This window comes from Leucobacter iarius (genome assembly GCF_039530105.1).
GTDB lineage: Bacteria > Actinomycetota > Actinomycetes > Actinomycetales > Microbacteriaceae > Leucobacter > Leucobacter iarius.
Map to the genome: position 1 here is coordinate 1 of NZ_BAAAOB010000006.1, position 20869 is coordinate 20869.

The following is a 20869-nucleotide window of genomic DNA, read 5'->3' on the forward strand; positions in this document are numbered from 1 at the left end:
GTTACGGCGGTTATAGCGTCAGGGAAACGCCCGGTTACATTCCGAACCCGGAAGCTAAGGCTGACTGCGCCGATGGTACTGCACTCGGGAGGGTGTGGGAGAGTAGGACACCGCCGGACCCCTTTTCATGAGGAGGCCGTTCAGAAGGAGACACCAGCGATGGTGCCCCCTTCTGGGCGGCCTTTTCTATTATTGGCGCGTGGATGGCACGCGCAGGCACGAGGAGGCCACATGAGCAACGACCGCAACAACGACCGCGGCGACCGTCGAAACGACGGAGACCGGGGCAACCGCGGCGACCGCAACGGCCGGCGCGACTTCGGGTCCCGCGACTTCGGCTCGCGTGGCTCCTCCTCAGACAACCGCGGCGGGTACCGCGGCCCCAAGCGCGGCGACGGCCCGCAGGGCGGAAGCCGCAGCGGAGACCGCTTCGGTGACCGACCCGCACCGCGCCAGGATCGCCACGGCCGAGACGACCGCGGAGATCGCGGCGATCGCCCCCGCTACGACGGCGCCGCGCGCAAGCCCTTCCGCGACGACGACCGCCGCCCCCGCCGCGACGATCGCGCGCAGGGGGAGCGGAGCTACGGCGACCGCCCCCGCCGCGACGACCGTCCCCAGGGCGACCGCGCCTTCCGCAGCAACGACCGCTTCCAGGGCGACCGTCCCCGTCGTGACGACCGTCCGCAGGGGGATCGTCCGTTCCGCGATGATCGCCCGCGTCGCGACTTCGGCGACCGCCCGCGCCGTGACGACCGTTCTTACGGTGATCGTCCGCGTCGCGATGACCGCCCGCAGGGCGACCGCTCCTTCCGCGACGACCGCCCCCGCCGCGACGACCGTTCGCAGGGCGACCGTCCGTTCCGCGACGACCGACCGCGTCGCGACGATCGGGGCCAGGGGGAGCGTTCTTTCCGGGATGATCGCCCGCGTCGTGATGACCGTCCGCACGGTGACCGTCCGCGCCGCGACGACCGGGGCCAGGGGGAACGTTCCTTCCGGGATGATCGTCCCCGTCGCGACTTCGGCGACCGTCCTCGCCGTGACGATCGTTCGCAGGGCGATCGTCCGTTCCGCGACGACCGACCGCGTCGTGATGACCGTTCGTACGGTGACCGCCCGCGTCGCGACGACGGACCCCGTCGTGATTTCGGCGACCGTCCCCGTCGCGATGACCGCCCGCAGGGGGATCGCCCGTTCCGCGGTGATCGCCCGCGTCGCGACGACCGCGGATCGAACGACCGCTTCGACAACGCCCGCGGACGCGGCGGCACCCGCGGTGGCGGGCGCAGCGACCGCGGCGGTGCCGAGCGCGAGTTCACCGAGGCCGAGCGCCTGCAGCACTCGCTGCGTCCCGTCCGCGCCGAGCACGACGACCCCATCATCCCGGACGACATCCGTCCGAACGACCTCCACCCCGCCGCGCGCAACGAGCTCAAGACCCTCCAGGTCGAGCTGCAGGAGCGCGTCGCACGGCACCTCGCCATGGTGGCGCTCCTGATCGACACCGATCCCGCGCTCGCCCACGAGCACGCGCTCTCGGCCAGCCGCCGCGCCGGTCGGATCCCCGTGACCCGCGAGACCCTCGCGATCACGGCGTACCGCAACGGAGACTTCGGCCTGGCCCTGCGGGAGCTCCGCACCTACCGGCGGCTCACCGGATCCGACGCGCACCTCGCGCTCATGATCGACTGCGAGCGCGGCCTCGGCCGTCCGCAGAAGGCGCTCGAAACCGGCCTCGAGGCCAAGGACGCCGAGCTCGACATGGAGCAGCGGGTGCACGTCGCCATCGCCATGTCGGGCGCGCGGCTCGACCTCGGCCAGACCCAGCAGGCCCTCTTCGAGCTCGAGATCCCCGAACTGGACCCGAAGCGCGCGTACTCCTGGAGCCCCGACCTGTTCGGCGCCTACGCGACCGTGCTCGAGGACCTCGGTCGCGAGGCCGAGGCCGCCAAGTGGTGGGCCAACGCCGAGCGCGCGGCCGGCGCACTCGACGACCACTTCGGCGCCCGCGACGAACTCGAGGTCTTCGAGGTGTTCGAGCACGACTACGTCGAGTCCGACGACGCGGATTCGACCGACGAGGCCACTTCCGACGAGGCCACTTCCGACGCAGAGGCGTCCGAGGAGGACGCACCGGAGCTCGCTGAGGCCGAGGCCGCACCTGCGGCCGACGCCGATGCCGATCGCATCGCGGATGCGGACTCGCCTGCCGACGCCCCCGAAGCCGAGGATGAGGTGCCCGCTGCGGAGGAAGCAGCCGACGCGGCAGCCGAGCAGCCCGAGGCGGAGCCGAAGCAGTGAGTCTCTTCGGGCGCCGCGTGGCGGCCACGGGTCCCGCGCCGATCGAGGGACGCGAGCTGCTGCTCGCCGACCTCGACGGCGTGGTCTACCGTGGCGAGGGCGCGATCCCCGGAGCGGTCGAAGCCCTGAACCGCGGTGCCGCGCAGGTCCCGCTCGGGTACATCACCAACAACGCCGCCCGCACCGACGAGGCCGTGGCGGAGCACCTGCAGCGCCTCGGACTGAACGCCGAAGCACGCGAGATCGTGACCTCCCCGCAGGCCGCCGTCGCACTGCTGCAGCGCACCGTCGCACCCGGCTCGCGAGTGCTCGTGGTCGGCGGTGAGGGCATCGAGCGCGAGCTCGAGCGCGCCGGGTTCGAGATGACGCGCAGCGCCGACGATCGGCCCGACGCCGTGATCCAGGGCTTCGCCCCGCACGTCGGCTGGGAGCACCTCGCCGAAGCCGCGTTCGCGCTCGCCGAGGAACCCGGTCGCGAGCCGATCCCGTGGATCGCGACGAACACCGACTGGACGATCCCCGTCGCCCGCGGCCTCGCGCCCGGCAACGGCACCCTCGTCTCGGCAGTGCACACCGCGGTCCAGCGCCTTCCCGTGTTCGCGGGCAAGCCCGAGACGCCGATCTTCGAGACCGCGTTCGAGCGGTTCGGGACCCGCAACGCGCTGATGATCGGCGACCGCCTCGACACCGACATGGCCGGAGCTCAGGCCGCGGGGATCCCCTCGCTGCACGTGCTCACGGGCGTCGACCGGCCCAAGCAGCTGGTCGCCGCCACGCAGAACATGCGCCCCGACTTCATCGTCGCGAGCCTCGACGAGATGTTCGAGCCGTACCCCGAGACGCGCACGCTGAAGGACGGCACCGTCGTCGTCGGCGACGCGAAGGTGCGCATGAGCGCGCACGTCGCCGAGGTCGTCTCCGAGGGCACCGACCCGCTGAACCTGCTGCGCGCCGGCTGCGCGGCGATCTGGGCCTCCGGGCTCGCGATCTACGGGCTGAAGGTGCCCGAGATCCTGTACGCCGACCACTGGCGCTGACCGCGCCGACGGGACAGCCGTCACCGGCGCTGCGAACCGACACCACGAGGCCCGGTGGGGTCGATCCTCGGATCGACCCCACCGGGCCTCGCTGCGTTTCCGGGCGGTGTCGGGCTAGGCCTGCCCGGTCGCGGTGAGCACGACGAGCAGCACATTGAGCGCGACGATCGCGACGGTGATGAGGATCGCGACCACCTGCAGGGGGACGCGGTTCGCGAAGCCGCCCATGTCGGACTTTCGGCTCGTGAGCCAGACGAGCGGGATCAGCGCGAACGGGATGCCGAGCGAGAGGACCACCTGGCTCACGATGAGCGAGAGCGTGGGATCGATGTTCAGGCCGAGCACCAGCAGCGCGGGGATGAGCGTGATCGCGCGGCGCAGCAGCAGCGGGACTCGGATGTTGATGAGTCCGGCCATGATGTCGGCGCCCGCGTAGGCGCCGACCGAGGTCGAAGCGAGGCCGGACGCGAGCAGGCCGATGCCGAAGATCACGCCGATGGCGGGGCCGAGGTGGGCGCTGATCGCGGCCGCGGCGCCGTCGATGGTGTCCGTGCCGTCGACGCCGGGAAGCGCGGACGCGGCGAGCAGCAGCATCGCGATGTTGACGCCGCCGGCGACGACGAGCGCGAGCGCGACGTCCCAGCGGGTGGCGCGGAGGAGGCGGCGCACGACGCTCGGGTTCTCGGAGGTGCCGTGGCGATCGCGGGAGAGCGTGGAGTGCACGTAGATGGCGTGGGGCATGACGGTGGCGCCCAGCATGCTCGCAGCGAGCAGCACCGTCTCGGGGCCCTGGAACCGGGGGACCATGCCGCCCGCGACCCCGCCCCAGTCGAGCGGGCTGAAGAACAGTCCCGCGACGAAGCCGACGGTGATGATGGTGAGCAGCGCGAGGATCACCAGTTCGAAGCGGCGCTGGCCCCGGCCCTGGATCGCGAGGATCGCGAGCGACACGATGCCGACGATGACGCCGCCCACGAGCAGCGGGGTGTCGAACAGGATCTTGAGGGCGAGCGCACCGCCGACGACCTCGGCGAGGTCGGTCGCGATCACCACGACCTCGGCCTGCAGCCAGTACAGCACCCGGCCGGCCTTCGGCATGCGTTCGCCGAGCAGCTCGGCGAGGCTCTTGCCGGTGACGAGGCCGAGCTTCGCCGAGAGGTACTGGACGACGACCGCCATGGCGTTCGCGACCACGAGGACCCAGATGAGGAGATAGCCGTACTTGGCGCCCGCGGTCAGATTGGCCGCGACGTTGCCGGGATCGACGTAGGCGATGGCGGCGACGAACGCGGGTCCGAGCAATCGGAGCAGGCCTCGTTCGGGGCGGGCGGTCGTGGTCACTGCGGGAACCTCCGGATCGGTCGACGGCCGGCGCTGATCGCCGGGTGCTACGACCATACGCGAGATCAAACTACGTCGCAACGTAGTTTCATTCTCGGGCGCAACGAAAAGCCCCGCGAACGGCGTGTTCGCGGGGCTCCGAGGTGATCGTTCTAGTCGGTGAGCACGGTGGCCCAGACGGAATCGAGGGCGACCTGTCCGAGCGGGAACGATTCGGCGGCACCCGCGATCGCCACCTCGACGGCGCCGGAGAACGGCGCCCCGGCGCGCAGCTCGATCTCGGTGCCGATGCCGATGCCGTGATCCGCGAAGAACTGCAGGAGCGCCGGATCCTCGTCGGAGATCCGCTCGATGCGCGCCCGGCTCCCGGCGGTGAGCGTGCTCAGCAGCACGGCGTCGGGCAGCTCGAGCGTGCCGTCGGCCGCGGGGATCGGGTCGCCGTGCGGGTCGCGGGAGGGGTGCCCGAGGTGGACGTCGATGCGGTCGACGAGGAAGTCGGAGACCGCGTGCTCGAGCGCCTCCGCCTCGTCGTGGACCTGATCCCAGCGGTAGCCGAGCACCTGCACGAGGAAGGTCTCGATCAGCCGGTGCCTGCGGACCATGGCGAGCGCGAGCTCGCGGCCCTCGTCCGTGAGCGAGATGGAGCCGTATCGGGCGTGGTCGATCAGTCCGAGGTCGGCCAGTCGGCGGACCGCGTCGGACGCGCTGGAGAGCTTGACTCCCGCCTTCGCCGCGAGGGTCGACGGGGTCACCGGGGCGTCCGACCACTCCTGCAGGCTCCAGATCGCCTTGAGATAGTTCTGGTTGCTGGCCGAGAGCGTGGAGACGGACATGCCTCGAAGGGTATCAACTCGGGGCAGCGGTACGCTTGGTCCATGAGTCCCGAGGAGATCCCCGAGCCGGTCCCGGAGCTCGCGAGCGCGGGCGACGACGGCCTGCTCGATCGCGCGGCGCTCGTCGAAGCGCAGCCGCTCGCGCAGCGCGCGGCCGGCTTCGACCAGATCGCGGAGGAGCTGCTGGCCGAGCTGCAGCGCAGCGACCACGAGGGCGCCGGTGGCTGAGCGCGACGCGAGCAGCGCGGTCTGGCAGGGTTCCGCCGAACGTCTCGATCGGGTGCTCCCCGAACTCGGCCTGGTCCGCTCCCGGAGCCGCGCGGCCGAGCTGATCGTGTCCGGGGAGGTGCGGGTCGATGGCCGCGTCGCGACGAAGGCCGGCGCGCGCATCGCCGCCGGAGCGACGATCGCGGTCTCAGGGACCGACCGGTACGTCAGCCGCGGCGCGCACAAGCTCATCGCGGGTCTCGACGGCTTCGGGGTCGCGGCCGCGGATCGCCTCGCCCTCGACCTCGGTGCGTCGACGGGCGGCTTCACGCAGGTGCTGCTCGAACGGGGCGCTCGCGAAGTGCTCGCCGTCGACGTGGGGCACGACCAGCTCGTGCCCGAGCTGCGCGAGGATCCGCGCGTGCGCGTGGTGGAGGGCTGCAACGCCCGCGAGCTCACCGCCGCGGGTCTCGCCGCCGACACGGGCGTCGCCGAGGCGCCGACGCTCGTGGTCGCCGACCTGTCGTTCATCTCGCTCACCCTGATCCTGCCGGCGATCGCCCGGGTCGCGGCGCCGCGCGCGGAGCTGATCCTGCTGATCAAGCCGCAGTTCGAGGTCGGCCGCACCGGGATCCGCGAGGGGATCGTGGTGGATCCGGCGCTGCGCGCCGAAGCGATCCGCACGGTTCTGGGATCGGCGGCCGAGAACGGCTTCGCGGTGCGGGGCCTCGCACCCTCGCCGATCGCCGGTTCGCACGGCAACCGGGAATTCCTCGTGCATCTCTCGCGCGGCGGAGACGCGGATCCGACAGAATGGGAAGCACGGATCGCCGAGCTCGTCCCGGAATCCACCGACTGACCGGAGCGCACCGGGAACCCCCGACAGGAGGCGACATGAGCCGAGCCGACGCGGCCGAGCGCCGCATGCTCGTGGTCTCGCACACCGCGAAGCGCGAAGCCATCGAAGCGACGATCGACGTGGTGTCCGCGCTGCGCGCCGCCGGGGTCACCCCGGTGATGGCCCCCGCGGATCGCATCGAGTTCGCGCCCCATCTGCCGCTCGACCGCACGGCGGAGCTGGGCGTCGACGCCGAGGTCTCGGCGCTCGAGATCGCCATCGTGCTGGGGGGCGACGGGACGATCCTGCGCGCGGCCGAGCTGGTGCGCGAGTCCGACTGCCCGATCGTGGGCGTCAACCTGGGCCACGTCGGATTCCTCGCCGAGATGGAGCGCCACGATCTCGCCTCCACCGTCGAGCAGGTGCTCGCGGGGGACTACACGGTCGAGGAGCGCGTGACGCTGGAAGTCCGCGCCACGCTCGACGGGGCGGTCATCGCCGAGACCTGGGCGGTCAACGAGGCCAGCGTCGAGAAGCGCCAGCGCATGCTCGAGGTCGCCGTCGGCGTGGACGGCCTCCCGCTCTCCTCCTTCGGCTGCGACGGCGTCGTGCTCGCCACGCCCACGGGATCCACCGCGTACGCGTTCTCCGCGGGCGGCCCGGTCGTCTGGCCCGGGGTGCAGGCCATGCTCCTGGTTCCGATCGCGGCGCACGCGCTCTTCAACCGGCCGCTCGTCGTCGGGCCCGACTCGGTCCTCTCGGTCGAGATCCTGCCGCAGAGCGTCGGCGAGGGCGTGCTCTGGTGCGACGGACGCCGCCGTTCGGAGCTGCCGTCGGGGTCCGTCGTCGAGGTGCGGCGGTCGGCGCGGCCCGTGCGCCTCGCGCGGCTCGACGAGGCCGTCTTCACCGACCGCCTCGTCAACAAGTTCAACCTGCCGGTCACGGGCTGGCGCGGACGCAGCGGAGGCGAAGCGTGATCGAGGAGCTCAGGATCCGCGACCTCGGGGTGATCGGCGACGCGACGCTCGCGCTCGGCCCGGGGTTCACCGCGATCACCGGCGAGACCGGTGCGGGCAAGACGATGGTCGTGAGCGCACTGGGCCTGCTCATGGGCGGGCGCAGCGACGCGGGCGCGGTCCGATCCGGCGCGAGTCAGGCGCGGGTGAGCGGCCTGGTGCGCACCGCAGATGCCGACGTGGTCGAACTCGTCGAGGAGGTCGGCGGCGACGTCGAGGAGGGCGAGCTCGCCCTCACCCGGACGGTCAGCTCCGAGGGGCGCAGCCGCGCCAGCGTCGGGGGAGCCGCGGCTCCGGTCGGTGCGCTCGGGCGTCTCGCCGATCGGCTGTTCGCCGTGCACGGCCAGTCCGAACAGCTGCGCCTGCGCAGTCGGTCGGCACAGCGCGAGACCCTCGACCGCTTCGGCGGGGCCGAGGTCGCCGCAGCGCTCACCGCCTACCGGAAGCTGCACGAGGAGCGCGCCGCGCGTTCGGCGGAGCTCGCCGAGCTGCGCGCCGCGCACGACGCCCGAGCGGCCGAAGCGGTCCGCCTGCGCGAGGATCTGGACGAGATCGCGGCGCTCGACCCGCAGCTCGGCGAGGACGACGAGCTCCGCACCCGGATCGAGCGGCTCAGCAACCTCGAGGCGCTGCGCGCCGCGAGCAGCGCGGCGGCGCGGGCCGTGGCGGGCGACGGCGACGATCCCTACGAGCGCGACGCGACGGGCCTCATCACCGAGGCCCAGCAGGAGCTCGAGCGGGTGGCCGCGCACGACGAACGGCTGGCCGCCGTGCTCGAGACGCTGCGCGGCATCGGATTCCAGCTCGCCGACGCGACGCGCGAGCTCGGCGGCTACCTGAGCGACCTCGACGAGGACGGCCCGGGCGAGCTCGAGCAGGCCAACGAGCGGCTGTCGGCGCTGAACGCCGTGATCCGCCGATTCGGCGGCGGACTCGCCGAAGTGCTCGAGATCGCGGAGACCGGGGCGCTGCGCCTCGCAGAGCTCGACGGCGACGACGAGCGGGTCGACGAACTGGACGCGAGGCTCGCGGTGCTCGTCTCGGAGGAGCGGGCCGCTGCGGATCGCCTCTCCGAGCTGCGCCGCTCGGCGGCGGTCGAGCTCGGCGAACGGGTCTCCGCCGAGCTCCGGCACCTGGCGCTGCCCGACGCGGAGTTCGCGGCGCTCGTCGAACCGGGCGAGCTCGGGGGAGCGGGCGCGGACGAGGTGACGTTCCTGCTCCGCTCGCACCCCGGCGCCGATCCCCGGCCGCTCGCGAAGGGCGCCTCCGGCGGCGAGCTCTCGCGCATCATGCTCGCGCTCGAAGTCGTGGTCGCCGCCACCGACCCCGTGCCGACCTTCGTGTTCGACGAGGTCGACGCCGGCGTCGGCGGTGCGGCGGCCATCGAGATCGGGCGGCGGCTCGCCCGGCTCGCCCGCACCTCGCAGGTGATCGTCGTGACCCACCTGGCGCAGGTCGCCGCGTTCGCGAACAACCACCTCCAGGTCGTCAAGGATTCCTCCGGCGGGTTCACCGAGAGCAGCTGCCGCCGCCTCGACGGAGACGAGCGGCTCGGCGAGATGGCGCGTCTCCTCTCGGGGCTCTCGGACTCCTCGAGCGCGCTCGAGCACGCCGCCGAGCTCCTCCAGCTCGGGCGCGAGGCGTAGCCGTTCCGACGTCGGTGCCGACTGCTACGCTCCCTGCATGAGCAAGATGCCCTGGCGGCGCAGCCGACCCGCGGAGCGCCCGAGCGCCTCCAGCAGCGCGAGCGAAGCGGCCGAGCGCGCGCACCTGCTCGACTCGCACCCGCAGGTCGTGCACGCCGACATCGAGCAGATGGACGCCGAGACCCGCAAGATGTACCGCGACGCGCGCAACGCGGCGATCGAGACCCGCGAACAGGATGCGCGCGAGAAGCGGACCCGCGAGTTCGTGGTGCGCGCCCCGTTCCAGCTCGGCTTCGTCATCACCCTCGGTGTGCTCGCAGCGCTGCTGGTCGGCGCCATGGTCAGCGAGCTGACGACCATCATCATGTACGTGGTCGGCGCCCTGTTCATCGCGCTCGGCCTCGACCCCGTGGTGCGCTGGCTCGAGCGCAAGGGCATCAAGCGACCGCTCGGCATCGGCATCGTCTTCGGCAGCTTCATCCTGATCATCGCCGGGATCTTCGCGCTCGTCATCCCGATGCTCTCCAACCAGGTCGCCCAGCTGGTGCGCAGTGCACCGAGCTACTTCAACGACATCCAGAACCAGCCGTGGTTCAAGGACTTCCACGCCCGCTTCGACGGACTCGTCGACCTCGACGGCCTGCTCAAGATGGGCCAGGACTTCGTCGCGAAGCCCGAGAACTGGGCCCAGTTCGCCGGCGGCGTCTGGCAGGCGAGCATCGGCATCGCCAACGGCATCACCGCCGCGATCATCGTCCTCATCCTCAGCCTCTACTTCCTCGCCTCGCTGCAGGCCATCAAACGCGGGTTCTACACGCTCGTCCCGCGGTCGGGTCGCGCCAAGGTGATGGACATCACGGAGCAGGTCACCAAGTCCGTCGGCGGCTACGTCAACGGCATGGTGATCCTCGCGCTCATCAACGCCGTGCTCGGTTTCATCATGATGACCATCGTCGGGGTGCCGTTCGCCGGCCTCGTCGCGGTCGGGGTCTTCTTCCTCGCGCTCATCCCGCTCGTCGGTTCGCTCATGGCGACCGTGCTCGTCGCCGCGGTCGCCCTGTTCAACTCGCCGGGCGCCGCGCTCGCCGCTGCGATCTACTACCTCATCTACATGCAGCTCGAGGCCTACCTCCTCACGCCGCGCATCATGAACCGTGTGGTGTCCGTCCCGGGCTCCCTGGTGGTCATCGGCGCGCTCGCGGGCGGCACGCTGCTCGGCCTGCTGGGCGCGCTCATCTCGATCCCGGTCACCGCGATGGTGCTGATGATCGTGAAGCAGGTCTGGGTGCCGCGCCAGGAACTCCACTGATCCGCGGGCGCGATCCGCTCCCTGACTGGGATCGCGGGGTCCGCGCCCCCTCCGTGCCCGAATGACCGGCGGCGAGAGCCCCAACAGTGATAGGATCGAAGCCCGTGGGAGCAGAGCGAAGCACGACGGACACGACCAAGCACATCTTTGTCACGGGAGGTGTGGTCTCCTCGCTGGGCAAGGGACTCACCGCCGCCAGCCTGGGCAATCTGCTCACGGCTCGCGGACTCCACGTGGTCATGCAGAAACTGGATCCGTACCTCAACGTCGATCCGGGCACGATGAACCCCTTCCAGCACGGCGAGGTCTTCGTGACCGACGACGGCGCTGAGACGGACCTCGACATCGGGCACTACGAGCGCTTCCTGGGCATCAACCTGTCCCAGGCCGCCAACGTCACGACCGGTCAGATCTACTCGACCGTCATCGCCAAGGAGCGCCGCGGCGAGTACCTCGGCGACACGGTCCAGGTGATCCCGCACATCACCAACGAGATCAAGCGCCGCATGCGGCTGCAGTCCGAAGAGGATCCGCGTCCCGACGTGATCATCACCGAGGTGGGCGGCACCGTCGGCGACATCGAGTCGCAGCCGTTCCTCGAGTCGGCGCGCCAGGTGCGCCACGAGCTCGGCCGCAAGAACGTCTTCTTCGTGCACGTCTCGCTGGTCCCCTTCATGGGCGCCTCGGGCGAGCAGAAGACCAAGCCGACCCAGCACTCCGTCGCCGCGCTCCGCTCGATCGGCATCCAGCCCGACGCGCTCGTGCTGCGCAGCGACCGCCCGGTCACCGACGACAACCTGCGCAAGATCGCGCTGATGTGCGACGTCGACGAGGACGCGGTGGTCAACGCCATCGACGTGCCGAGCATCTACGACCTGCCCCGCCTGCTCAACGACCAGGGCCTCGACCGCACCATCATCGAGCACCTCGGTCTCGACGAGCGCGCCGGCGAGGTCGACTGGACGGACTGGCAGCCGGTGCTCGACGCGGTGCACCACCCGAAGGGCGAGGTCACCATCGCGCTCGTCGGCAAGTACATCGACCTGCCCGACGCCTACCTCTCGGTCACCGAGGCGCTGCGCGCCGGCGGTTTCGCGCACTCGACCAAGGTCAACATCCGCTGGGTGCCCTCCGACTCCTGCGAGACGCCCGAGGGCGCGCTCGAACAGCTCGGCGAGGTCGACGCGATCTGCGTGCCCGGCGGCTTCGGCGTGCGCGGCATCGAGGGCAAGCTCGGCGCGCTGCGCTTCGCCCGCGAGAACGCCATCCCCACGCTCGGCCTCTGCCTCGGCATGCAGTGCATGGTCATCGAGTACGCGCGCAACGTCGCCGGGCTCGAGGGCGCCTCGTCGACCGAGTTCGACCCCGAGACCCCGACCCCGGTCATCGCGACGATGGCCGAGCAGGTCGAGATCATCGACGGCGGTGACCTGGGCGGCACCATGCGCCTCGGACTCTACGAAGCGGCCTTCTCCGAGGGATCGCTCGCGGCCGAGCTCTACGGGGCGTCGAGCGCCAGCGAGCGCCACCGCCACCGCTACGAGGTGAACAACCGCTACCGCGATCAGATCGGTGCGGCCGGCCTGTCGTTCTCGGGCACCAGCCCCGACGGCGAGCTCGTCGAGTACGTCGAGCTGCCGCGCGACGTGCACCCGTTCTACATCGCCACCCAGGCGCACCCCGAGCTGCGTTCGCGCCCGGGCACCCCGCACCCGCTGTTCGCCGGGCTCGCCGAGGCCGCGATCGCGCGCCGTGAGGCCGCCCGCCTGTTCGACGTCGAGGGTCGTGACTAGCGACCGCTCGAGCGAGGGGTTCGACGGCGTGCCGGCAGGGCGCGCCGCCGAACCCCTCGCCGACGCCTACGCCGCCGACGTCGGCGTCGAATCCAGCGAACTGCTGACGCGCGGCCACGTCTGGGACGTGCGCCGCGATCGCTTCGCCTACGGCGGATCCGTGCTCGAACGCGACTACGTCGACCACCCGGGGGCCGTCGCGGTCCTCGCGCTCGACGAGCAGGAGCGCGTGCTGCTCATCCGGCAGTACCGCCACCCCATCGCGCACCGCGACTGGGAGATCCCGGCCGGCCTCATGGACGTCGCCGGAGAATCCGGCCTCGCGGGCGCGCAGCGCGAACTCGTCGAGGAGGCCGACCTCGAGGCCGCCCGCTGGGATCTGCTGCTCGACGTCTGCACCACTCCCGGGGGCAACAGCGAGGCGATCCGCATCTTCCTCGCCCGCGGCCTCGCCCCGGTCGAGCACGACTACGTCCGCACCGATGAGGAAGCCGACATGCTGCGGCGCTGGGAACCGCTCGACACGGTGATCGATGCGGTGCTCGACGGGCGCGTGCAGAACGCGCTGACCACGAACGCCGTGCTGGCCGCGGCCGCGGCCCGCGCCCGCGGATGGGACTCGCTGCGCCCGGCCGATAGCCCGTGGACGCGCCGGGACCTCGTGCGCGGCGACCGCTCGAAGGCATGAGCGGGGCGCTGCCCCCGCGGACGGGCGTCGAACGGTTCCTGCGCCACATCGCGATCGAGCGCGGACTCGCGGAGCACACCCGAGCCGCCTACCGGCGCGACCTCGACGCCTACGCCGACTGGCTCGAGTCCCAGCGCATCGACGACCTCGGACGGCTGACACCCGAGACGCTCTCGGCGTACGTCGCCGAACTCGGCGGCGCGCCGACCCGGCCCGGCGGACCCGGCGGGACGGCCGAGACCGCAGCCGGGGGAACCCCGGTCACGACGCCCGAGCACCCCCAGCGCCTCGCCCCGAGCTCCATCACCCGGCGCATGTCGGTCGTGCGGGGGCTGCACCGCTTCCTCTTCGAAGAAGGTGTCCTCGACGAGAACGCCGGGGGAGCGCTCCGCGCCCCGAAACCGACGAAACGGCTGCCCAAGGCGCTGTCGATCGAACAGGTCGAAGCGCTGCTCGCCGCGACCGTCGGCGACGACCCCGTCGCGCTCCGAGATCGCGCCCTGCTCGAACTCCTGTACGCGAGCGGCGCGCGCGTCAGCGAGGTCACCTCCCTCGACCTCGACGACCTCCTCGCCGGAACCGGCGACGGCGGCGACGCCTGGACCGACCCGGTCGCGGCCCTCGGTGACGGCGGTTTCATCCGCGTCACCGGCAAAGGATCGAAGCAGCGGATCGTGCCCTACGGCCGATACGCCGGCCAAGCGCTCGCCGCCTACCTGGTGCGGGCCCGCCCGCCGATGGTCGAACGGGGACGCGGCACGCCCGCACTGTTCGTCGGGCCGCGCGGCGCACGGCTCTCGCGGCAGAGCGCCTGGCTCGTGATCCGAGCCGCGGCGGAGCGCGCCGAACTCGACATCGAAGTCTCACCGCACTCCCTGCGGCACTCCTTCGCCACCCACCTGCTGGCCGGCGGAGCCGACGTGCGCACCGTGCAGGAACTGCTCGGGCATGCCTCCGTCACCACCACCCAGATCTACACCCAGGTCACCGCCGACACCCTGCGGGAGCACTACCTGATGTCGCATCCGCGTGCGCGGATCCAGCGCTGATTCGGCGTCGTGGGCGCCGAGAACTAGGCGACCGGGATCCTGACGCGCACGCTCGTACCCGATCCCTCGCGGGAGCGCACGGCGACGTCGCCGCCGTGCCGCTCCGCGACGATCCGCACGAGCGACAACCCCAGCCCGCTGCCCTCGACGCGACGTGCGCGGTCCCCGCGCCACAGCTCGTCCCAGACCCGGGCCTGCTCGGCCTCGGGAATGCCCCAGCCGGTGTCCGCGACCTCGACCACCACGAAACCGGAGTCCTCCGAACCGCGGATCTCGATGCGGGCGTCCGGATCCGAATACTTCGCCGCGTTGACCAGCAGATTGCGCACGGCGACCGCGAGCAGATCCGCGTCGCCCGCGACGGACGGCAGCGGCCAGGGTGCGGCCGGGAGCTGCACACGGATATCGCGGCGGGCGTCGCGCACCTCGAGATCCTCGGAGAACGCCGCGGTCTCATCACGGACGACCGCGGCGAGATCGACCGGAACCCGTTCGATCGCGGAGGTCTCGAGCGCCGAGAGCGAGCGCAGCTCGCCGATCAGATTCGCGAGACGGCCAGCCTGGGCCGCGGCGACGTCGAGCGAGGGGGCCGGATCCGGATCGAGCTCGAGCGCGGCGCGGATCGCGGTCACCGGATTCTTGAGCTCGTGGTCGAGCCGGGCGACGAAGCGCCGGTGCGCCTCCCGCTCCTGCTGCGCGCCCGCCGCGAAGCCCCGCGCCTCGCGCGCGCGGAGCACCGAGCGCACTCCGAGGCCCGCCCAGACGCAGACGGAGAGCAGCGCGCCCGCCACGACGAGAACGGTCGCGAGCGGGACCGTGACCTCGAACGAACCGTTCACCCGGGCCGCCACCACCGCGACGGCCGCGAGGCCGCCGAGCAGGAGGGGCGCACCGATCCCGATGAGCGATGCGATGCGAGCGCGGCTCACCGCTGCACCACCCGCCCGCAGAAGCGGTATCCCGCGCCGGGCACCGTCTCGATCCAGCGCGGACGCTGGGCGTCGTCCCCGAGCACGCGCCGGAGCTCGGCGACGCGATGGTCGACGGCGCGCGTCGTGACCGCGAACTCGAATCCCCAGAGCGCCGACAGCAGGTGCTCGCGCGTGTGCACCTCGTCGGGGTGCGCCATCAGATAGTCGAGCAGCGCGACCGCCTTGGGCGTGAGATCGACCGTCCGCCCCTCGACGCGGGTGCGGCGGCCGGAACGATCGAGCTCGAGCGCGTCGCTGAGCAGCAGATTCGCGGCCGAGAGCGGCCGCCCGCCGATGGTGCGCCGCAGCACGGCGCGGATGCGCGAGACGAGCTCCGACGGGAGGAACGGCTTGCCGAGGTAGTCGTCGGCGCCCTCGTCGAGGGCGGCGGCCCGCTCGGAGGCCTCATCGACCTGCGTCAGCAGGATCACCGGGGTCCAGGTCTCGCTCTGCCGCAGGCGGCGGACGAGGCCGCGGCCGTCGAGCCCGGGCATCAGCACGTCCGAGACCACGATGTCGGGACGGCTCTCGGCGTGGCGTTCGAGCGCCTCCTCGCCGTCCGCCGCGACGATCACCTCGAAGCCGGCCCGTTCGAGGTACGGGCCGAGCGTCGAGGTGATCGCCTCCTCGTCATCGACGAGGAGCACTCGGGGACGCTGCGGATCGGGCACGGGATCGACGATCAGTTCGCGGGGGCGAGCACGTTGCCGATGCCCGCGTCGGAGATGGCGGGGGAGCCGGACTCCCACGCGACGGTGTTGCCGTTGCCGGTGACGTCGAGCGCGTCGAGGCGCTTCGTGAACACCGTGACCCCCGTCCCGGTGACCTGCAGCTTCGCGACGTCGTTCGCGAGCACGGAGGCTCCGTTCGCCGATACCTTGACCGTCGCGCAGTTGCCGTCGATCGCGACCGTGGTGCCCACGTTGACCACCTCGACCGTGCCGCCGACGCAGCTGGCGTGCTTCTCGACCAGGGGTTCGAGCGTGGCGCGGGTGATCCGCTCGGAATCATCGGAGCCGCTCGCCCCGGTGGCACCCGATGCGCTGCCGGCAGCGCTCGCGGCGCCCTCGCTGGCCGCGGAAGAAGCACCCTCGCTCGCGGAGGTCGCCGGCGTCGAGGGGGTTTCGGAACGGGAGCTCGACGGCGCGGGCTTCTCGGCGTCGGACTGCGGCGTGAAGCCGATCCCGCACCCCGTGAGCCCCGCGGATACCGTGAGCAGTGCGGCGATCGCCGCGGTGGAACGGAGGATCGCTGTGCGTGCTGCGGTGATTTCGGTCATGTCGGACCCCTTTCGAATTCATACTCGCACACCGGTTCCGGCGCGCGTCGTCCGGAGCGATCCGAACGCTTCCCACGCTAGGAACCGAAGGGGACGCGATGGTCGTGGCGCTGTCGCAGCCCTGTCGCAGTTCTGCGACAGGGCTGCGCGGGCGCTGAACCCGATCCGAAGGGGGCCTCCCGCCCGTCAGGGCAGCAGCGCGAAGCCGGTCTCGTACCGGGTCTTGCCGAGGGCGGCCATGATGATCTGCAGGAAGCCCATCGCCTCCAGCTCCCGCGCGCGCGTCAGCGGGCCGGCGTCGACCGCGCGCATGCCCGCATCCTCGATGAGCGCCGCGACCTGCTGTTTGGCGTCCGCGTAGTCCCCGGCGATGAGCACGGTCGTGGGCGTCGTGCCGTTCGTGCCGCTGACGAGCGTGTCGCCGAGGTTGACGTTGAAGGCCTTCACGACCGCCGCACCCTCGGGCAGCTGCTGGGCGAGCTCGGCCGCGGTCGAGGAATCGGCCGGGGACAGCAGCTCGTCGTACGTGCTGAAGTCGATGGGGTTGCTGATGTCGATCACGACCTTCTCGCCGAGCTGGTCCCGATAGCGCTCCAGGATCCCCGGGTACGCCGAGTAGGGGACCGCGAGCACGACGAGATCGCCGGTGAGTCGATCGCCCAGCGCGCCGTACGTGAAGCCGGGCCGTGCTGCGGATGCGCTCGCCGCGCTGCGCTTGACGATCTGGACCTCCGCGCCGGCGCGCACGGCGACCTCGGCGATTGCCGCGCCCATCTTGCCGCTGCCGATGATGCTGATGGTGGTCATGCGGGAATCCTCCGGAATCGGGTGAGCGCCTGCTCGGCGACTTTCTGGGCGTCGTAGTCGAACACCGCGCCGCGTCGGAAGTCGCGCCCGACGCGGATGTCGGCGTCGCGCTTCTCCAGGTTCGCGAACTCGTACTGGGCGTCGAACATGGCGCCGGCGCGGCGCGAGCCGTTCTGCAGGATCGCGGTGCGCTGCATGCGGACGGCGGCGTAGCGGCGGAAGGCCTCGGGGATGCCGTCGACCCCGTCGGCCGCGGCGAGGAAGGTCGCCAGCGCCATGCTGTCCTCGATCGCCTGGTTCACCCCCTGGCCCTGATGGGGCAGCATCGTGTGCGCCGCATCGCCGAGGAGCGTGATCGGACCGTTCGACCAGTTCGTGAGCGGCTCGTGGTCGAACAGGCCCCACCAGAAGGTCCGCTCGATGGCCGCGATGAAGCTCTGGAGGCGCGGATCCCAGCCGTCGCCCGCGAACTCGGCGGCGAGCTCGCTCACCTCGGCCGACCCGGACCACGGGCCGTTCAGCGGCCGGTCGCTCGGGATGCCTGCGACGAAGTTGAACAGCTTGCGCTGCTGCAGCGGGTAGCACATGAAGTGGCGGCTGTCGCCCATCCAGACCTGGCTGATCATGGGCCAGTTCTCGGGAAGACGAGACGCGTCGACGACTCCGCGGTAGACGATGTAGCCGGAGTAGACGGGGTCGGGGTGCTGGTCGACGGACTTCCGCACCACCGAGTGGATGCCGTCGGCGCCGATCACCGCGTCGAAGTCCTCCTCGACGCCGTTCTCGAACGCGAGACGGACGCCGGATCCGAGGGGCTCGACGGACCGCAGCCGATGCCCGAGCCGGATGCGTTCGGGATCGACCTCGGCTGCCAGGGCGCCGATGAGGTCCGGCCGGTACATGCCGATGTTCTGGTACCGCTTGGCGGAATCCTCCCAGGCGGCGTCGGTGACGAGGCCGCCCATCGCGTCCAGGTAGACGCCGTGCCCGTCGGGCACGGCCCCGAGCGAGCGGATCCGGTCGAGGACGCCGAGCGCATCGAGCACCCGCGCCGCGTTGGGGGCGACCGTGACGCCCGCGCCGACCTCGCCGAGCCGGCTCGCCTGCTCGAACACGGTGACGTCGACTCCGGCGATCCGGGTGAGCGCGATCGCGGCGGTGAGGCCGCCCATCCCGCCGCCGATGATCGCGACCCTGGTGGACTGACTTACCATTTCTGCTCCTTGACTGAATTGCGAGGCACGGACGGCGACCTAGCGCGCCGGTGCCGGTTCGAGCGCTTCCGCCCGCGCGGTGAACACGGTGGCCCCGGCGGCCTGCTCGGCCTCGTGGTCGGGACCGAGGGGGATCCCGCTCCGGTCCCGGAGGCAGAGGGTCGCCGCGCCGCCGATGAGGGAGGCGGCGAGGAGGTAGCCGGAGACGGCGGTCGTCGAGCCAGTGGCCTCCAGGAGCATCTGCGCGATCATGGGCGCGAAGGCGCCGCCGAGGACCGCCCCGATCGCGTAGGTGATCGAGACGCCCGAGAACCGGATCGACGCCGGGAAGATCTCGGAGTACCACGCGGCCAGCGGGCCGTAGGTGAGGCCCAGCCCGATCGAGATGAGGACGAGCGCGGTGTAGAGCCCGGGCAGTCCGCCGTTGTCGACGAGCCAGAAGACGGGGAACACGACGAGCGCCTGCAGCGCGAAGCCGATGAGGAAGGTGCTGCGCCGGCCGATCCGGTCGGAGAGGATGCCCGCGACGAGCGTCGAGAGGAACCAGACGGCCGCGGCCGTCGCCGCCGCGACGAGCACCGCCGTGGTGTCGAGGCTCTGCACGTTGATCGCGTAGCTGTTGAGGAAGCCGCCGGTGGTCATGTAGCCGAGCGTGCCGTTGCCGGCGAAGACGAGCGCGGCGAGGAGCACGAGATGCCAGTGCCGCTTGAACACCTCGACGATCGGAACGCTCGGCTGCGCGCCCCGCTCGGCGAGCTCCGCGAACACGGGGCTCTCCTCGACCGTGCGGCGGATCACGAAGCCGACGACGATGAGCACGACGCTCAGGAGGAACGGAACACGCCAGCCCCATTCGAGGTATGCGGCGCCGGGGGAGACGACGCCGGTCATGAGCGCGGTCACGCCGGAGGCGAGGAGGAAGCCGAGGGGCACCCCGAGCTGGGGCCAGGATCCCGCGCGGCCGCGGCGGTCCGCGGGAGCGTGCTCGACCGCCATGAGCACGGCTCCGCCCCACTCGCCGCCGGCGCTGAGGCCCTGGAGGATGCGGAGGAGCAGGAGGAGGACCGGGGCCGCGGTGCCGATCTGCGCATAGGTCGGCAGCAGGCCGACGAGGGTCGTCGCGGCACCCATGAGGACGAGCGTGAGGACGAGCATCGCCCGCCGCCCGAGGCGATCCCCGAAGTGCCCGGCGAGGAACGCGCCGAGCGGGCGGAAGAGGAACGAGATGCCGACCGTCGCGAAGGAGAGCAGCAGCCCGATCTCGTGCCCGGCCGGCTGGAAGAAGAGCTGCGCGAAGACGAGCCCGGCGCTCGTCGCGTAGATGAAGAAGTCGTACCACTCGATCGTGGTGCCGATGATCGTCGCGAAGGCGATCCGGCGTTGCGAGGTCTGCGCGCTCGCGGAGGCTGAAGAGGTCATCGAAGTCCCTAACGTCATTGTTTTCCCTGCGGGAGGGAGGGCTGCCATCCATCGTGATGCGCACGACTCTGCGTGTAAATCACGGTTATTCGAGGATATAATTCGGCTAAATCGAAGAAGATGCATCGAGGGGGCACCGTGGCCGATGTGAGCCTGCGCCAGTTGGAGCTGTTCGCCGCGCTCCCGAACTTCGCCACGCTCAGCGCGGCGGCGGCACACCTGCACATCTCGGAATCCGCGCTGTCGCAGGCGATCACGGTGCTCGAACGCACCGTCGGCGAGCAGCTGTGCGTTCGCCGGAAGGCTCGCGGGCTCACGCTGACCCCGACCGGGCAGCAGTTCGCCAAGCGGGCCCGACGGATCGTCGCCGAGACGCAGGAACTGGTGCTGGGGGCGGGCCTCGGGCAGGAGCTGCACGGGCCCGTGAAGCTGGGCTGCTACTCGACCTTCGCGACGAACGTGGTGCCCGAGCTCCTTGAGGAGTTCCCGAAGCTCCACCCCGGCGTGCGCATGGAGATCATGGTCGGCACCAACGAGGAGCTGCTCTCGGCGCTCGAAGCGGGGCGCCTCGACGTCGCCCTCGTGTACGACGTCTCGCTGCCCGTCGGATACCGTCGCCGCAAGATCTACGCGACCGAGCTCGAGGTCCACCTGCACCCGGATCATCCGCTCGCGTCGGCCGGAACGGTCGACCTGCCGGATCTCGCCCATCAGCCCTACATCCAGTTCGACGCGACCCCCGGCACCGTGAACGTCACCGACGCGTTCGCCGCCCGCGGCCTCGAACCGTCGATCGAGGCCCGGGTCAGCGAGATCGGGCTGGTCGAGGCGCTCGTGGGGCGCGGGCTCGGCTACGGCCTGCTCATGTCCCGGCCCAACGCGGCCACGACGAGCCTCGAGGGGCGGCCGATCGTCATCCGTCCGCTCGACCCGCCCGTCACGGTCACCCATGTGGTGGGGATCTGGCCCGAGGACATGGACCTGACCTCGCGGGCGCTCGCGCTGCTGGACTTCGCCGCGGAACGGCTCGGCGGTCGCGACGGCGGTCGCGACCGCGGTCATGACCGCGCAGAATCCGGGGCGGTCGCCGCACGCTAGGATGGATCGTTAGCGACTCG

General features: G+C 71.5%; 20 protein-coding genes and 1 rRNA gene. 12 read left to right on the forward strand and 9 right to left on the reverse strand.

Annotation, left to right across the window (positions count from 1 at the left end; all coding sequences use genetic code 11):
- The first annotated feature begins 2 nt into the window (after positions 1-2).
- Positions 3-119: ribosomal RNA gene (rrf, locus tag ABD169_RS15450) — 5S ribosomal RNA — on the forward strand.
- A 235-nt stretch (positions 120-354) separates the two neighbouring features.
- Here rrf and ABD169_RS15455 read toward each other — a convergent pair.
- Positions 355-1371: a hypothetical protein gene (locus ABD169_RS15455; protein WP_344033518.1), complete on the reverse strand. Its 1017-nt coding sequence runs from the start codon at positions 1369-1371 to the stop codon at positions 355-357.
- Between the two features lie 114 nt (positions 1372-1485).
- Between ABD169_RS15455 and ABD169_RS15460 the strand changes: the two genes are divergently transcribed.
- Positions 1486-2304: a hypothetical protein gene (locus tag ABD169_RS15460; protein WP_344033519.1), complete on the forward strand. Its 819-nt coding sequence runs from the start codon at positions 1486-1488 to the stop codon at positions 2302-2304.
- On the forward strand, positions 2301-3341 hold the full coding sequence (locus tag ABD169_RS15465) for an HAD-IIA family hydrolase (protein WP_344033520.1): 1041 nt from the start codon (positions 2301-2303) through the stop codon (positions 3339-3341). The genes ABD169_RS15460 and ABD169_RS15465 overlap by 4 nt, the downstream gene beginning before the upstream one ends.
- A gap of 114 nt (positions 3342-3455) precedes the next feature.
- On the opposite strand, the gene ABD169_RS15470 is transcribed toward ABD169_RS15465, so the two are convergent.
- Both ABD169_RS15470 and ABD169_RS15475 read right to left on the reverse strand, forming a co-directional pair.
- Positions 3456-4739: an Nramp family divalent metal transporter gene (locus ABD169_RS15470; protein ID WP_425560983.1), complete on the reverse strand. Its 1284-nt coding sequence runs from the start codon at positions 4737-4739 to the stop codon at positions 3456-3458.
- 95 nt (positions 4740-4834) lie between these two features.
- Entirely contained in the window at positions 4835-5515 is a 681-nt protein-coding gene (locus ABD169_RS15475) for a metal-dependent transcriptional regulator (protein ID WP_046454640.1), read from the reverse strand.
- Between the two features lie 42 nt (positions 5516-5557).
- On the opposite strand from ABD169_RS15475, the gene ABD169_RS15480 reads away from it, so the two are divergent.
- The 8 genes from ABD169_RS15480 to ABD169_RS15515 all read left to right on the forward strand — a co-directional run bounded on the left by ABD169_RS15480 (position 5558) and on the right by ABD169_RS15515 (position 14061).
- Entirely contained in the window at positions 5558-5743 is a 186-nt protein-coding gene (locus tag ABD169_RS15480; RefSeq protein ID WP_046454641.1) for a hypothetical protein, read from the forward strand.
- A complete protein-coding gene (locus ABD169_RS15485) occupies positions 5736-6581 on the forward strand; it encodes a TlyA family RNA methyltransferase (protein ID WP_344033522.1) in 846 nt (281 codons plus the stop codon). Before ABD169_RS15480 ends, ABD169_RS15485 begins: the two co-directional genes overlap by 8 nt.
- A 35-nt stretch (positions 6582-6616) precedes the next feature.
- A complete protein-coding gene (locus ABD169_RS15490; protein WP_344033523.1) occupies positions 6617-7537 on the forward strand; it encodes an NAD kinase in 921 nt (306 codons plus the stop codon).
- Positions 7534-9222 carry a DNA repair protein RecN gene (gene recN, locus ABD169_RS15495; RefSeq protein ID WP_344033524.1) on the forward strand — a complete coding sequence of 563 codons (1689 nt, stop codon included), beginning with the start codon at positions 7534-7536 and terminating at the stop codon, positions 9220-9222. The genes ABD169_RS15490 and recN overlap by 4 nt, the downstream gene beginning before the upstream one ends.
- 37 nt (positions 9223-9259) lie before the next feature.
- Positions 9260-10531 (forward strand): AI-2E family transporter, encoded by a 1272-nt coding sequence (locus ABD169_RS15500; protein WP_344033525.1) that lies wholly within the window; start codon positions 9260-9262, stop codon positions 10529-10531.
- 104 nt (positions 10532-10635) lie between these two features.
- Positions 10636-12324, forward strand: coding sequence for a CTP synthase (gene pyrG, locus ABD169_RS15505; RefSeq protein ID WP_344033526.1), 1689 nt, complete (start codon positions 10636-10638; stop codon positions 12322-12324).
- Positions 12317-13012, forward strand: a complete 696-nt coding sequence (locus ABD169_RS15510; RefSeq protein ID WP_344033527.1) for an NUDIX domain-containing protein — start codon at positions 12317-12319, stop codon at positions 13010-13012. The genes pyrG and ABD169_RS15510 overlap by 8 nt, the downstream gene beginning before the upstream one ends.
- A complete protein-coding gene (locus ABD169_RS15515) occupies positions 13009-14061 on the forward strand; it encodes a site-specific tyrosine recombinase XerD (protein WP_344033528.1) in 1053 nt (350 codons plus the stop codon). Before ABD169_RS15510 ends, ABD169_RS15515 begins: the two co-directional genes overlap by 4 nt.
- Before the next feature lie 23 nt (positions 14062-14084).
- Here ABD169_RS15515 and ABD169_RS15520 read toward each other — a convergent pair whose 3' ends face one another.
- The 6 genes from ABD169_RS15520 to ABD169_RS15545 all read right to left on the reverse strand — a co-directional run bounded on the left by ABD169_RS15520 (position 14085) and on the right by ABD169_RS15545 (position 19751).
- Entirely contained in the window at positions 14085-14990 is a 906-nt protein-coding gene (locus ABD169_RS15520) for a sensor histidine kinase (RefSeq protein ID WP_344033529.1), read from the reverse strand.
- Positions 14987-15703 carry a response regulator transcription factor gene (locus tag ABD169_RS15525; RefSeq protein ID WP_344033530.1) on the reverse strand — a complete coding sequence of 239 codons (717 nt, stop codon included), beginning with the start codon at positions 15701-15703 and terminating at the stop codon, positions 14987-14989. Before ABD169_RS15525 ends, ABD169_RS15520 begins: the two co-directional genes overlap by 4 nt.
- A gap of 11 nt (positions 15704-15714) precedes the next feature.
- Positions 15715-16311, reverse strand: a complete 597-nt coding sequence (locus ABD169_RS15530) for a DUF3060 domain-containing protein (protein ID WP_344033531.1) — start codon at positions 16309-16311, stop codon at positions 15715-15717.
- Positions 16312-16497: 186 nt separating this feature from the next.
- The gene (locus ABD169_RS15535; protein WP_344033532.1) at positions 16498-17118 is read right to left on the reverse strand and encodes an NADPH-dependent F420 reductase; all 621 of its coding nucleotides are present in this window, start codon (positions 17116-17118) and stop codon (positions 16498-16500) included.
- Positions 17115-18332 carry an FAD-dependent monooxygenase gene (locus tag ABD169_RS15540; protein WP_344033533.1) on the reverse strand — a complete coding sequence of 406 codons (1218 nt, stop codon included), beginning with the start codon at positions 18330-18332 and terminating at the stop codon, positions 17115-17117. The genes ABD169_RS15535 and ABD169_RS15540 overlap by 4 nt, the downstream gene beginning before the upstream one ends.
- A gap of 39 nt (positions 18333-18371) precedes the next feature.
- Positions 18372-19751, reverse strand: a complete 1380-nt coding sequence (locus ABD169_RS15545) for an MFS transporter (RefSeq protein ID WP_344033534.1) — start codon at positions 19749-19751, stop codon at positions 18372-18374.
- A 138-nt stretch (positions 19752-19889) separates the two neighbouring features.
- Between ABD169_RS15545 and ABD169_RS15550 the strand changes: the two genes are divergently transcribed.
- Complete coding sequence (locus tag ABD169_RS15550; protein ID WP_344033535.1) at positions 19890-20849, forward strand: LysR substrate-binding domain-containing protein; 960 nt, start codon at positions 19890-19892, stop codon at positions 20847-20849.
- Positions 20850-20869: the final 20 nt, after the last annotated feature.